The sequence below is a fragment of the Anabaena azotica SJ-1 genome, from assembly GCF_047275885.1.
Classification (GTDB): domain Bacteria; phylum Cyanobacteriota; class Cyanobacteriia; order Cyanobacteriales; family Nostocaceae; genus Trichormus_B; species Trichormus_B azotica_A.
In genome coordinates this window covers 5,153,254-5,166,496 of the sequence record NZ_CP178454.1, presented here as the reverse complement: position 1 = coordinate 5,166,496, position 13,243 = coordinate 5,153,254, and the positions used below count along the sequence as shown (strand labels likewise).

Below are 13,243 nucleotides of genomic sequence, written 5' to 3'. Positions count from 1 at the left end.
GGACAGGGAGAACACAAGGTTAACGCTGATCACGATCTAAATCATCCAGGACTCTCTCACAATACCAATTTTCTGGCATTCCGGGATAATTCTGCTTGGCTTGTTCTATTAATCTTTCGGCTGCGGCAACGTCACCGGATAATCTAGCAATCAGCCGATTTTTCAGGTAGTTACCTGTGATTTCTTCGTCTGCTTGGTTAGGTATGTTGCCTTTAAATGGCTGTGATGGTTCTCGTCGTAACTGCCAAAATAAAACGTAGTAGAGTGTGCCGAAAATTAAGACTAGGCTAATTGTTCCCAGGAGGGTGAGGAGGTTAAAGGTAAGATATCCTAGAACTAACTGGGAGAGTACGTAACCCAGTAATAGACCTGTGACAACGAGGACGAATGTACCGACAATAATTACTACTTGGTTCCCCATATATCCTCTTCTTCTTCAAGTCCTGGTCTTGTTGCTGTCATTGGCTTGGTATTCCAAGGGGCAAATAATGGTAATAGGAGTAGTCCGGGTATAGCAGCAACGATACTAATGACAAAAAATAAAGGCCAACCTGTGCTTTTTGCTAAGGAACCTGCTGGCGCAACTAGAATATCACGACTTACGGCCATAAAACTAGAAAGTAAAGCATATTGAGTTGCGGAATAACGCTGATTACACATATTCATTAAAAAGGCAACAAAGGCTGCTGTTCCTAAGCCAGCACAAAAGTTTTCTATGTTAATTGTCAGTAGGAGAACCTGATAGTTTTTACCAACTTGTGCAAGTAAAAGGTAAGCTAAGTTGCTGACTGCTTGCAAGGCACCAAATAACCAAAGCGAGCGATTCAGTCCAATTTTACTCAAAAATGCGCCACCTGCCAGTGTGCCGACGATGGTGGCTATCAATCCCATGCCGCCTTGAATTGCGCCAATGTCGGTTTGGGTGAAGCCTGTTTGTAGTAAAAATGGGGTGGACATATTGTTGACAAAGGAATCGCCGAGTTTATAGAGGACTATAAACAACAGAGTTAGTATGGCTTGAATTACTCCTTGACGTTGAATAAATTCCTGAAAGGGGAGTATGACGGCTGCGCTTAAGGATTCTGGTGGGCTGATTTCTTTGGGTTCTGGTGCAAAGAGGGTGGCAATTATGCCTAGTGCCATGCCGACTGCCATTAATAAGTATACGGAAGACCAGGGGATGATATCGGCGAGAATTAAGGCTAAGGAGCCTGTAAGTAGTAGGGCGATACGATATCCTAAGACGAATACTGCTGCACCTGCGCCCATTTCTAGTTGTTCAAGAATGTCGGTGCGGTAAGCATCAGCGGCGATGTCTTGGGTGGCGCTGAGGAATGCGATCGCCACGGCGTTGATGGCTAACAGTTGTAGGGCTTGTTTGGGCTGTTGCAGTGCCATGCAAGCGATCGCTATTAGTAACCCAATTTGAATTGCGATTAACCAACCCCGTCGTCTTCCCAAAAATGGCAATGTAAACCAGTCTAACAAAGGCGACCAGAGAAATTTTAAGGAGTATGGTACACCTACAAGGCTAAATAAGCCGATGGCTGTTAAATCGACGTTTTCAACTGTCATCCAAGCTTGTAAGGTCTTGCTGGTCAAAAACAAGGGCAACCCAGATGAAAAACCGAGTAGTATCAAGGCTGCCATCTTCCGGCTACCGAAAACTTGCAGTAGAGATTTGATTGGATTCATTTAGTTTAAATTTCCTTCTCACTGAAGAGAGTTGCAGTTATCTTGCCATATTGGCTATGTATTTTCCTGCCTACACGCCAATTAACCTTGCAAAATCAGGATTGTACTTTGTTTGTAGCGATCGCTATTAAATCTTCAATTTTCTTGATATTCTGATCTCCTGCTAGATAGCCAATACCACGATGTAAATGTAAGCGAAATTGCGTAATTAAGGTTTCTCTATCTGTATCTAAGCCGTCGTTGTAGCAGCGTTGTTTCAGGGCTAAAAGCAAGATATCGGACATTTCACCACCAAAGACGCGCCATGTCATTTCAACGTTGCTATCTTGGGGAATAGGTACAGGTGAAGGCGGGGCTATTTCTGCTAGGGAACGACAAAACGCCCACCGACATAATATATTCCATTGGTCAATTTTGGTGCTGCGTTTGAGTTTAAGAAGTTGTTCTTTGGCTGTTTGAGAAAGTTTTATTCTTTCTATTGGTGATTCCATAAATAATTTTTTGATTTAACGTTCGCGTAGCGTGCGTGCAGCGCATACCGCAGAGGCGCAGAGGACACAGAGAGTAAGAGTTTTTGAGGTTGAGATACCCAATTTCTTTAAGAAGTTGGGTATCTGGAATATCTATTTTTCAATTGCATCTTCTGAAGGTGGATGACGATTAATAGCTTTATCAGCAGCACGAATATTGATAATTCTTTCTCTATTTAAATCTAGTGTTGCTATGGTTGCTTTTCCGGTAGGTGTCACACCAATAATTATTAATCCATCTATTGACCAGATAAAATGTTCATTCCACAAACTTTTTCTAGGGTTAAATAATGCAACTTGATTACCAGAATCAGGATCTATTCCTGTTATATGATTGGATTTTCTGCGGTTACAATGAAAACAGGCTAAAGCTAAGTTATCTATAGTATCTTGACCGTTCTTGCTTAACGGAATAATATGATCTACTGTGAATAGTACATACTGCCATTTTTCTGATGCGTGGCAATATTCACATAATTCTAATGCTCGCTGGCGTACTTGTTGCTGAATTGAATTGTTAATTTTTCTACTGACCACTTTTATTTTATTGTAGTATTTTGATTTTGGTCAATGTTTCGGACTATACGATTAAGGAAACTTAGATAATCGTCTATTTCTTCATAGCTATCTAATTCTTGTTCTTCTTCAGTTGTAAGTTGAGAATCTTGTTGTTTTAAGAGTAATATTTCAATACGATTTTGTACGCTACTAGAAGCGCGAAAGATAGGTGTTCCTTCTTGTAGTTCAATTCTGATGGCACCTTCTAGGGGTAGGGTAGCAGGTAAGGTGTGCAGTGTTGGTAACAGTGGTATTGTCATAGTCAAGGTTATAAGGTGCTATTGATGATTTTATATTGACATGAAACAAATTACCAAAAATAACCGGGTTTGATGGTGGTTTCGCGTTTGCTGGAGTCGTATTTGAGCAGATATTCGCGGGCTATGGCTTCGGTTTCTTGGAGGTTTTGATATTCTTTTTTACCGATTTCGGTGTCAGTAGAAAGGAGGATAACTTGATGACTGGCTGAGGGGAAGTATCTTTCTACTAGGTTGTTACGGTGGGAGGAGTCGAGTCTTCCCAGTGGTGTGTCAATGGCCACTGGTAAGCGTTTTCCTGATACTTTGGCTAATCCCCACAAAAATGCGATCGCTAATAGTTGCTTTTCTCCCGCTGAAAGACGATGTTTAGGAACTTGTTTACCATTTAAATCATATAAAGATAAGCCGAAGGTTTTAGCATCAATAGCAATACGATGTACTAAATCTGACTTATGCAATAAATACAGAAAACAGTTTTTTACTTCCTCTTCTAATTTATTCAGTTTTCTCAACGTTAATCTTTCTCTAAACACCTTTAATGTTGCTTGTACTCTTGCAGCAGAATCAATAATATGTTCACTATTTTGATATTTAAGATTTTCTACAGTGTATTCATTTAATTCTTGCTTCAATTTCTTTATTTCCGTATCTAATTCTATCAATTTCTGATTCATTATTTCAGACTGAGATTTAATTTTATTAAACTCGTTTTGTGCCTCTTTGACCGCTTTTTGCAACTTTGTATATTCTTCCGGTGCAGCCGCAGTTTGTACTTGTCTTTCTAAAGTTAGAACTTCTTCTTCATAACTATTTAATTCATCTAATTGTTTTTGGGCTGTCTTTTGGGCAGATTGCAAACGATAAGTTATATTGTCAAGCAAACTTAAACTTTCTTCATCTCCATTTAACCAAGTATTTTCTGTTGAGACATTATTTGTATATAAATTATTGATATCCTCAGCTAAAAAAGATTGAATATTATTAACTTTATTAGTCTCCAAATTTAATTGTTGCAACCAATTAATTAATCTTTCATCTCTAGCAATTAAAACATCTTTAGCTAATTGGATTTGTTGGCTTTTAAGTTCTTTTTCTCCCTGTCGTTGAACTTGAGATAATAAAGGACTAATTAACGCCAAAGGTAAAACATCAGATGCTAACTCACATAAAGATTCACGGATATTATTACCAGCTTTGATTTTATCTTCCTTTTCTCGTTCTAATTGGCTACGTTCAGCAGCAATTTTACCACCTTCATTAACAAATTTATCTAAAGCCTCTTCCTGAATTTCTTCTAGAATATCAACTTCAAGATGGAGATTTTCTAGTGTTTTCTGCTTACTTTCATATTCTTGCTGTTTTTCCTGTAATTTAGTTTCAATTTCTTCTAATTTAGCTAAATCTTTACTATCTGCTAATTCTCGTTTTTTACGATTTACTAGAATTTCTAAATCAACTGCTAATTTATCTGCTAATTCTAAACCCAAAAGTCCATTAATAGCATCAACAACTATCGGTGGTGGTATTTCTTGTTCTGCAAGTTCTTTAACTTGTTCACCATCAAAAAGAAATAAATTAGAAATACCTAAAGGTAAAATATTTTCTATATATTCATCCCATATATTCACCAACGAATCAATCGGCCAAGTTTCATCATCACCTAAAATTCCCAAATGGTCTTTACCATCTTTAGGATTTTTTTCCCAAGTTCTCACAACACGATATCTAATCGGTTTATCATCTTCAATATGTTCAAAAACTAATTCAATTCTGGTTTTTTCTGTAGGGTTAGCCTTACTATTTACACATTGATTTAAAAAATCAGGATAACTGAGATTTCCGCGAGTTGAACATTGGGCGCGTTGTCCGTATAAAGCCAGACGAATAGCATCCATTAGAGTAGTTTTTCCACCACCATTCATTCCTCCAAAAAGGATAATTGGGCGGATGTTATCTTCATCAATTTTCGGGTCAAGATTGATGACCTGTTTTCCAGCATAAGGACCAAAGTTTTGCAGGACTAATTCGAGGAATATCATAATACAATTTTGGATTTTCGATTAATAATCTCGTTCCCTGGCTCTGACAGGGAATGCTTTCAAGAGGCTCTGCCTCTGTTATAATTAGATAAGGTAGAACCTCAAGATTTAAATTCCCAACCAGAGGGTAGGGACGAGGATTCTTTATTCCTTTCTTGCATATTTAAAATTAGCCCAAGTTTGTGGTTTACTCTCTTCCTTTTCAGGTGCATCTCCTAAACTTAATTGCTTGAATTTTTCCCGAATTGTGGCAACATCACCTTCTAATGCTGCTTGTCGTAAATCCCGTTTTAAATGGGCGTTGCTAATAGCTGCTTCTGGAGAACGGGAACTTGTATCAAAGCATTTTTCTAGGCTTTCGTAGATACCGACACGGCGGGTTTTTTTCTTAAATTGCCTTTCTGTATCTAATAGTCTGGCCATCAATTCTAGGTGCATTCCGTCACCGTCACAGATTTCTTCTAATACTCCCCATTCATCACTTCCCAGGATGCTTTGGTCAGCACCAGGACGGGGATCTTTAAATACTTCTCCTGTGACTTCTTCGTATATGCGGGGTAAGCTATCATCAAATTCGTGTTTTTCTTCTAACCATATCCGGCGAATTTCACTCAATTCTGCTTGAGAAATTAGGGTAATATCGCGCATATTTTCTGGCGCATTTTGACGCATTTCTGTTTGCGCTGTTAATAATTTTCTTAGCCAATATTCTCGCCAATATTTTGTATATGGACCCGGTATGGGTTCAACAGATGTTCCACCGTCTACATTACGTTCAAATAATTGCACTTCCCCCCGTAAACGACGAAAATCTCTTTTTTCTCGGTCACGCTCAACATCTAATTCACCACGAAAATCTACTAATGGTTGTAACCATTCTTTCTCTTCATCGTTTTGAATCATCGCTTGCATAGATTTATCACTATTAACCAATGTGCAAACCCAGCAACCAAAACGAGAACTACCACAGCTAGGAGTAGAAGTATCAACAACTAAAGGACATTCATTATCTGCTGTTGCACCTCTATACATAGAAAATAAATCTTTATTGCTATATCCCCAAGGGTTTGAAAATTGCATTAAATATAGCCAAACTTCATCAGTACGCCAATCTTCAATAGGTGTGTAAAGAAGAGAATTTATTAAATTAGGATGAGGACAAAGGCGTTCTCTTACTCGACCTACTTCACGTTTTGTCATAATCAAACCGCGAGTTATGCTTTCAGTTTTGCGAGTTCCTAAGATAACTATTGTTTCACCATTAGCTCTCACAACTTCACGAATAAAAAGATTAGAAGGATCAATTTTTAGTCGTCCGGTACACCAGCGGAATTTATTGCGCGGTGCTGGGTAGCCTTTACCAATTAAACCCGCCCAATATGTTTGTTTAGTTTCAGGTTGCAGTAAATGAGGTTGTATCGGCATTTTTTGATCTTGAGCAGCTAATTCCATTTGTTTTAAGGAATTTTTTACCCAAGCAGAGACATAGGGATTTTCTACCCCTGTATCTGTTGTAATTACATGAATTGGCTTAGTTCTTTTTTCTGGTGGGAGTTCAGAAATCGCATTCCAAATAAGCTGTAACGTAGCGGTGCTGTCTTTCCCACCCGAATAGCCTACTACCCAGGGTATTTGGTCTAAACAATACAATTCTTGAATTTCTGTAGAGAGAACTTGGATATACTCCACTAACTCTGCTACAGTACGATTCGGCTGATTTTTACTTTCTGGTTGTTGTGCTGTAGTCATTTTTTCCTACTTTGTGGATACATGGACATAAAGTTAATGCTTCCCTGCGGGGGAAATGGAATTATCTGGTATATAAATAAACCTAACTATAAGTGCAAATTATTTTTAAAAATTGCCTTACTAGTATCTATTTTTTTGGATAATAAAGCAAGATTCAGTTACTAAGTTTTTAAAAATTAACATGAATGATAGTACAAAAGCACTAAATAATCAACTCGCTAACGAGTATTTAGAACGGGAAAATAACGATAAACAGGTATTAGCTTTACTGCTAGAGAGGTTTTTAGAGAAAAAAGACCAAATTCTTGTTCAAAAGACCGAAATGGGTGGTACTGAAGCTTATATAGGTTCTGTGACATTGGAATGGTTTGCGGGACGGGTACATTTTGCGTCTGGTTTACCCCTGCTGCAAAAAAAGTACAACCCAGAGACAGAGAATATTGAAATTGATGCTGATAGTATTGATGAGATTCAACAACGTCCTATTGATTGGTCGCGTCAAGCACCGTTAGTACAGTATTTAGCAGCGAGAAAAAACCATAAATTTCCCGCTGTGTTGGTGGTAATTAATCAACCTTGGGTAGATAACCCCAAAGCAGCGGAGTGGGATAGTCAAGGACGGGCTAAAAAAGCTACTACTGATTTTCTACCTTTAGATAAAGATGGTAAAGTCGGTTTACTGAATATTTCTGAAGAAAATGTGACAATTTATGCTTTAGATGGTCAGCATAGATTAATGGGTGTACAGGGTTTAATGGAGTTAATTAAATCTGGTAAACTCCAACGTTATAAAAAAGATAAAACTGCTGATGATAGTTTTATTACTCTATCTGATTTGATTGATAAATATCAAGTAGAACCTGCTTATTTACAAAATTTACGACAAGAAAAGATTGGAATTGAATTTATTTGTGCGGTGAATACTGGGGAAACTCATACAGAAGCAAAACGACGGGTAAGGTCAATTTTTGTTCATGTCAATTTAATGGCTGCACCTTTAACTAAAGGTCAGTTAGCACAATTAAATGAAGATGATGGTTTTGCTATTGTAGCGCGAAAAATTGCCGTTACACATCCACTTTTAGAACAAAAACCAAATCGAAATCCTCGTGTTAATTGGAATAGTGCCACAGTAGCTGCTAATTCTACAGTGTTGACGACGCTGCAAGCTTTACAAGATATGTCGGAAAGATATTTGGGGCAAAAGTTCCCCCACTGGAAGCCTTTAGAAAAAGGTTTAATTCCTATGCGTCCAGAAAATGAAGAAATTCAGGAAGGAATTGCAGATTTTAAACTACTTTTTGATAATTTAGCTAATCTTCCCAGTTATAAAGTATTGGAACACGAGGATACAACTGTTTTGCGTCGTTTTAATTTTGAGAAAGACGGAGGTGAGGGAAATATGTTATTTCGTCCGGTTTCTCAAGTTGCTTTAGCGCAAGCTTTGGGAACTTTGGTGTTTAAAAAAGGTTTTGCTTTGACGGATATTTTTAAGAAGTTGGAGAAATTTGACCGTCAAGGTGGTTTTAGCGGTATGGAATATCCTCAATCTTTATGGTATGGGGTTCTCTATGACCCAAATAAGAAGCGGGTACAGGTAGCAGGAAAAGATTTAGCGGTGAAGTTATTAATTTATATGTTGGGAGGAATGACGGAAAAAATGGAAGTTACTGCTTTACGTAAAGCTTTAGCTAATGCGAGGACTATTGAAGAACAAACTATAGGTTTTGATGGTAAGTTGGTAAAACCGCAAGATGTAGGACTGCCAGTTATTTTATAATTATGGCTGGAATATATGGTGACGATGCCATTGCAAAGCTTCAATATCTGGAAAATATTTCTCTACTTTAGGTAATATGAGTATTTCTCCATGAAATTCTGTCATTGTTCTAGCATGGGGAGATACTTCTTCTAATTCTTTACTAACAATTATTTTGTATTTATCATCAACCGCAAACCAACCTCTATCAAAAGCCCAATGATGATTTTTACAAAGTGCTATTCCGTTATGTATTCTGCTGTCATAAAATGCGGCAAATGGCTTGATATGTGCGCCATCAACAATATTTTGAGTAATATTTTTAGTAACTACTAATCCACAAAAAGCGCATTTATAATCATATACAGAAACAACCGCTTTCCTAAAAAAAGCATTTCTAATCAGTGTTTTTTTTAAACTCCATTGAGGGCTATTAACTAAATCATCAGTATCATCTAGCTTTTCTACGTCTGGATACTCTTGAAAAGTTTGATTAATTTGTAAAAATTCCTCAAGTTGATTTTCATTATCAGAGAAAAAAGCCGCTACAAGGGAATCTATTAATTCCTTGCGAGAAGATTCTTCTTGTAAATAGTTAAATAATTCACTGTCTAGATAAGCATATTCAACAGCCTCTTTTAATTTGTTAGTTGTTTTTGGCTGTAAATTATTAAAACCTGTTTTAATTTGCAAATGCCAAAAGCCTTCATTTTGCAAATGAAAAAATGGATAGTGTAAACCGCCTTGATACGATTGCGAGCCAATTACATTCCAATATTTATTAAAAGTTTGAATCAATTCATCTGAAACTAGAATTTGATTATTAGTAATAATTGCTCTCATAATCAAATCAATTACAGTTAAAAGCAATATCGGTTTATATTGAGCATTACCGCGTTTCCGACTATTACTTACTTTTAGCTTAGAAAATTTTTCGCAATAAAAATGAAGATTGTTCATGATCAAATACCTTATAAAAAAATGAATTTTTAATAAAATTTATTTAAATAAATCTCTTCTTCTATTTTGTTATCTTGATAATCTTTCGCATTCATTAAAATTAATAGAAGTTGTAGAGAATAATCAACAATTCCACGCAATTCATTTTGCAATATTTCTAGTCCTCCATTAGCATATTCTTCAAATATTTGAGTACGTTTATCTTCATATTCATCTTCTCTAGAAGCAAGTATTTGTATATCACTTGTTTCAACAATTCCTAATAATTTTATGATTTTTTCATAACCCAATGAAGAAAAATTTTCCTGTGGAATTGGAGAAGGATCTCTTTTTGTGGTGTCTCCTAAAGGAACACTTTTTTTATACTTTACTCCTAATGCCGCCGCAAATATCATTACCTCCACATAAGTCTGGAAAGGTCCGGGTGTGTCTTTAGAAGCTAATAAAGATTTCACCAACTCAGCCTTATCTTGAGCAATTTTGATTCTATTTGCAGCCATAATACCAAGTATTTACACCCTAAAAATTTTAAACCAAAGCTAATTTATTAATACCACAATTTTGCGCTCTTCTCTGCGAGATAAAAAATCAAAAAACATCTTCATAAACCAGAGAAAGAGGAAATCTAAAATCCACACTTGTTAAATGTACTTTATCACCCTCAACAAAAGGATGTAACTCCCATAAACCCTTCTCATTTAAGCGAAAACAATCCAAACCGATTTTATCCGCACTAATCAAAACATATTCTTGCAAAGATTTAATCCGTCTATATTGCTGAAACTTACCCCCCCTGTCATAAGCTTCCGTACTCGGAGAAAGCACTTCAACAATTAAACAAGGATATTGAATAAACTTAATTGCTTGTTTATCCCGTTCATCACAACTTACCATGACATCAGGATAATGAAACATACTATTTTCAGATATACCCACTTTAGCATCTGCCATAAAAGGACGGCATTTACTTCCACGCAAATGATTTTTGAACGCAGAAGCTAAATTTAAAGCAATAGTAGTATGGGGAATAGTTCCCGCAGTCATAGCAAAAACTTCTGATATATTCATATTTAATATCTTGCTGTTCCTCCCACTCTAAATACTCCAGAGGACTCATATAACTTCTATCTGAACTAGCAACCATAACTTTTTAACTCCTGATTTCGCGTTAAAAAAATTAATAATGTTGGGTTTCCTTGCGTCAACCCAACCTATTGAACTTATCCTTCCGTTTTCACTGTCAAAACTTGGGGAGGAGTAGAATCAGGAGGATACAAAAAATCTACTTGAACTTGTCTTTTTTCACCCGGTGCTAAATTCAACCTGACTAAAGCTTCCCCTGGTTGTCCCCGACGCTGTACTAAATGGATATAGCGGGTCTTTTCTCCTCTATTATCATCGGTATAACGCACCCGCACAGTTCCCCGGAAAAATATTTGTTCTACCTGTGGTTTCAAAAATAATAGTCTATCTGTTCCACCTTCATCTTTAACAGGTGTTTGAATTGATACGGATATGGTGCGATTTTGATTGCTAGAATTATATAAAGGTAAGGTCAGATTATATTCTACACCGTAGTTACTATGGGCAAAATAAGCCGTATCATTATAGCGTTTTAACATTTCAGCACTTTGTATTTGTCCTGTGCTGAGTGTAATTAAATGAACCGTTCCTAAAGCATAGGAAAAAGCCTTTCCTGGCTGGGGTAAACTCAAATGAGGTGCGTTTGGATTGTCTGTAATTCTCGCTTCCCATTTTGTCCCTTGGGAGACACCAGCAACGCGACTAAATACTGTTGGTTCTCTGGGAGGGTCTAGAGGAGTGGGGATAGGGTCACGCTTTCCTGCTAAATTGCCTGTATCTAAAAGTTGTAGCCATTGTGTTAGAGTTGGGGGAGTTTGGCTTCTCATAGCTAAGTTTGCCATAAAGATGGGGCGATCGCTATTCAACCGCATCATTACCGTGCGACCATTGGAAAAAGGTGCTTGAACCCCAATTGGTAAATTAGCTAAAATTTGACTTTCCCCTGGTTTTATCACCAATTTATCAGGAAATATCTTTTGCTTAACCCCTCGTAACACATCATTCATAGTCCGACTACCGGGACCAGCATAAACCGTACTTTGGGCATTATCCACCATATCCGGCAGATTAATAAACGGTGCTTCCTGTGAAAGGTAACTAGCAGCTTGTAAAACTTGCAATGTTACCGCTTCTTTTCCTGGATTATAAACAATTATACCTTGATAAACAGTACGATTTTGGGATGTAGTTTCTGCTCTGACAATATGATGAGAAAATACATCAAATCTCCCTTGAAAGGGATAATTTAAATGCGCTTCTTGGCTTTTTTTCCCTACTGGTGAAAAAGTTGAAAGTAAAATTCCATCAGTATCAACAAGTTCAGGACTATTACTATTAAAAGTAGGAATAGAATCAAGTTTTCCTGGTAAAGCGCGTACCTCTTGCGGTTGAACTTCCACACCAGCAATATATTGAGGAGGGACAGCGTAAATATTTAACGCTCGACACATTAAAGCAGCAACTTCACCTCTAGTAGCAGTATCTTGAGGTTTTAACTTTTTGACATCAGGATAATTAACAACAATACTATTAATAGTTCCCGCAGCTATAGAATTTTGAGCATAATTAGGAATTAAATTAGCATCTTCAAAATAACGTTGTAATATCTGCGCTGAATTAGATACAGAACTATAATTTTTCCCACCAGCAACAACACCAATAATTTGCGCTCTCGGAATGGCTAGATTAGGCTGAAAAAGATTACCGGGATAACCAGAAAAAAACCCTTTTTGATAAGCAGTATTAATTGCTTTATATCCCCAATAATTGTTAGGTACATCCTTAAATATTACAGAATCGCGTTTTATGGCTGCATTCGGAAAAGCATTTAACATTAAAACCGCTGCTTCTGCGCGAGTAACAGTTGAATTAGGACGAAAACTACCATCAGGATAACCAGTTAGTAACTTCCTTTCTCCTAATTGTTGAATACAATCTTTACCCCAATAGCTTTGAGTATCAGAAAAAGCCAAAACTGGAGAAGGTAAAAAACATAAACTAACAACCAATAAAGAGTTTCTAAATAACATTATTTTTTTGCGTCCTTTGTGACTTTGCGTAAGATATATCAACTAAAAATTCCCAACAACCAACGATTAACTTCCCCATCATCTTGAGTTAGACTACGTTGAATAGCTTCCTTGACAGTAGCTATATTTAAACCAGGTAAAACGTTTGATTCCTCAATTTTTCTACTTCCACCATCAGATATTTCAAAAGCAATAATATCATTATTATTAGCATCCATCACCCAATATTCCTTTACACCCAATCTTTCATAAAGTAACCGCTTAAACCCTAAATCATCATTTACAGAAGAAGCCGCAATTTCTACAACCAAAGTTGGTGCTGCTAACTCATTAATATTGACAGGAGAATTATTCAAAGGTGGAAAATTCACCTTATCACCAATATAAAAAGCCAAATCAGGTTGACATTCCCCTAGACTTGTTCTCCGAAAACTGGTATTTACCCAGGGGAAACGCATCTAATTTATTTTGACAAAATGTAACTTATGTGAATACAAAAAAAGGGTAACACTAGTAAGTTGGTATCAAGTCAATAAACACATATGAAAAAATTTGATGGTAAATTTCGTTTATAGAAGAA

12 protein-coding genes and 1 pseudogene are annotated in these 13,243 nt (G+C 36.8%); 1 reads left to right on the top strand and 12 read right to left on the bottom strand.

What is annotated here, in order from left to right; genetic code table 11:
- Nucleotides 1-19: 19 nt before the first annotated feature.
- The 7 genes from ACLLO5_RS22375 to dndC all read right to left on the bottom strand — a co-directional run bounded on the left by ACLLO5_RS22375 (nucleotide 20) and on the right by dndC (nucleotide 6,831).
- Entirely contained in the window at nucleotides 20-421 is a 402-nt protein-coding gene (locus ACLLO5_RS22375) for an ABC transporter permease (protein WP_413172698.1), read from the bottom strand.
- Nucleotides 406-1,695, bottom strand: coding sequence for an AmpG family muropeptide MFS transporter (locus tag ACLLO5_RS22370; RefSeq protein WP_413172697.1), 1,290 nt, complete (start codon nucleotides 1,693-1,695; stop codon nucleotides 406-408). Before ACLLO5_RS22370 ends, ACLLO5_RS22375 begins: the two co-directional genes overlap by 16 nt.
- A 95-nt stretch (nucleotides 1,696-1,790) precedes the next feature.
- Entirely contained in the window at nucleotides 1,791-2,186 is a 396-nt protein-coding gene (gene dndE, locus ACLLO5_RS22365; protein WP_413172696.1) for a DNA sulfur modification protein DndE, read from the bottom strand.
- 132 nt (nucleotides 2,187-2,318) lie between these two features.
- The gene (locus ACLLO5_RS22360; RefSeq protein WP_413172695.1) at nucleotides 2,319-2,762 is read right to left on the bottom strand and encodes an HNH endonuclease; all 444 of its coding nucleotides are present in this window, start codon (nucleotides 2,760-2,762) and stop codon (nucleotides 2,319-2,321) included.
- A gap of 2 nt (nucleotides 2,763-2,764) precedes the next feature.
- Nucleotides 2,765-3,043, bottom strand: a complete 279-nt coding sequence (locus ACLLO5_RS22355; protein WP_413172693.1) for a hypothetical protein — start codon at nucleotides 3,041-3,043, stop codon at nucleotides 2,765-2,767.
- A gap of 50 nt (nucleotides 3,044-3,093) precedes the next feature.
- Nucleotides 3,094-5,082, bottom strand: coding sequence for a DNA sulfur modification protein DndD (gene dndD / locus ACLLO5_RS22350; RefSeq protein WP_413172692.1), 1,989 nt, complete (start codon nucleotides 5,080-5,082; stop codon nucleotides 3,094-3,096).
- A 144-nt stretch (nucleotides 5,083-5,226) separates the two neighbouring features.
- A complete protein-coding gene (gene dndC / locus ACLLO5_RS22345; protein ID WP_413172691.1) occupies nucleotides 5,227-6,831 on the bottom strand; it encodes a DNA phosphorothioation system sulfurtransferase DndC in 1,605 nt (534 codons plus the stop codon).
- A 181-nt stretch (nucleotides 6,832-7,012) separates the two neighbouring features.
- Between dndC and ACLLO5_RS22340 the strand changes: the two genes are divergently transcribed.
- Complete coding sequence (locus ACLLO5_RS22340; protein WP_413172690.1) at nucleotides 7,013-8,611, top strand: DGQHR domain-containing protein; 1,599 nt, start codon at nucleotides 7,013-7,015, stop codon at nucleotides 8,609-8,611.
- On the opposite strand, the gene ACLLO5_RS22335 is transcribed toward ACLLO5_RS22340, so the two are convergent.
- The 5 genes and pseudogenes from ACLLO5_RS22335 to ACLLO5_RS22315 all read right to left on the bottom strand — a co-directional run bounded on the left by ACLLO5_RS22335 (nucleotide 8,612) and on the right by ACLLO5_RS22315 (nucleotide 13,121).
- The gene (locus ACLLO5_RS22335; RefSeq protein ID WP_413172689.1) at nucleotides 8,612-9,550 is read right to left on the bottom strand and encodes an HNH endonuclease; all 939 of its coding nucleotides are present in this window, start codon (nucleotides 9,548-9,550) and stop codon (nucleotides 8,612-8,614) included.
- Between the two features lie 29 nt (nucleotides 9,551-9,579).
- Entirely contained in the window at nucleotides 9,580-10,050 is a 471-nt protein-coding gene (locus ACLLO5_RS22330; RefSeq protein ID WP_413172688.1) for a DNA phosphorothioation-associated protein 4, read from the bottom strand.
- An 88-nt stretch (nucleotides 10,051-10,138) separates the two neighbouring features.
- Nucleotides 10,139-10,694, bottom strand: a pseudogene (locus ACLLO5_RS22325) (Uma2 family endonuclease).
- A gap of 76 nt (nucleotides 10,695-10,770) precedes the next feature.
- Nucleotides 10,771-12,663 (bottom strand): DUF3370 family protein, encoded by a 1,893-nt coding sequence (locus ACLLO5_RS22320; protein WP_413172687.1) that lies wholly within the window; start codon nucleotides 12,661-12,663, stop codon nucleotides 10,771-10,773.
- A 38-nt stretch (nucleotides 12,664-12,701) separates the two neighbouring features.
- Complete coding sequence (locus ACLLO5_RS22315) at nucleotides 12,702-13,121, bottom strand: Uma2 family endonuclease (RefSeq protein ID WP_413172685.1); 420 nt, start codon at nucleotides 13,119-13,121, stop codon at nucleotides 12,702-12,704.
- Nucleotides 13,122-13,243 lie beyond the last annotated feature (122 nt).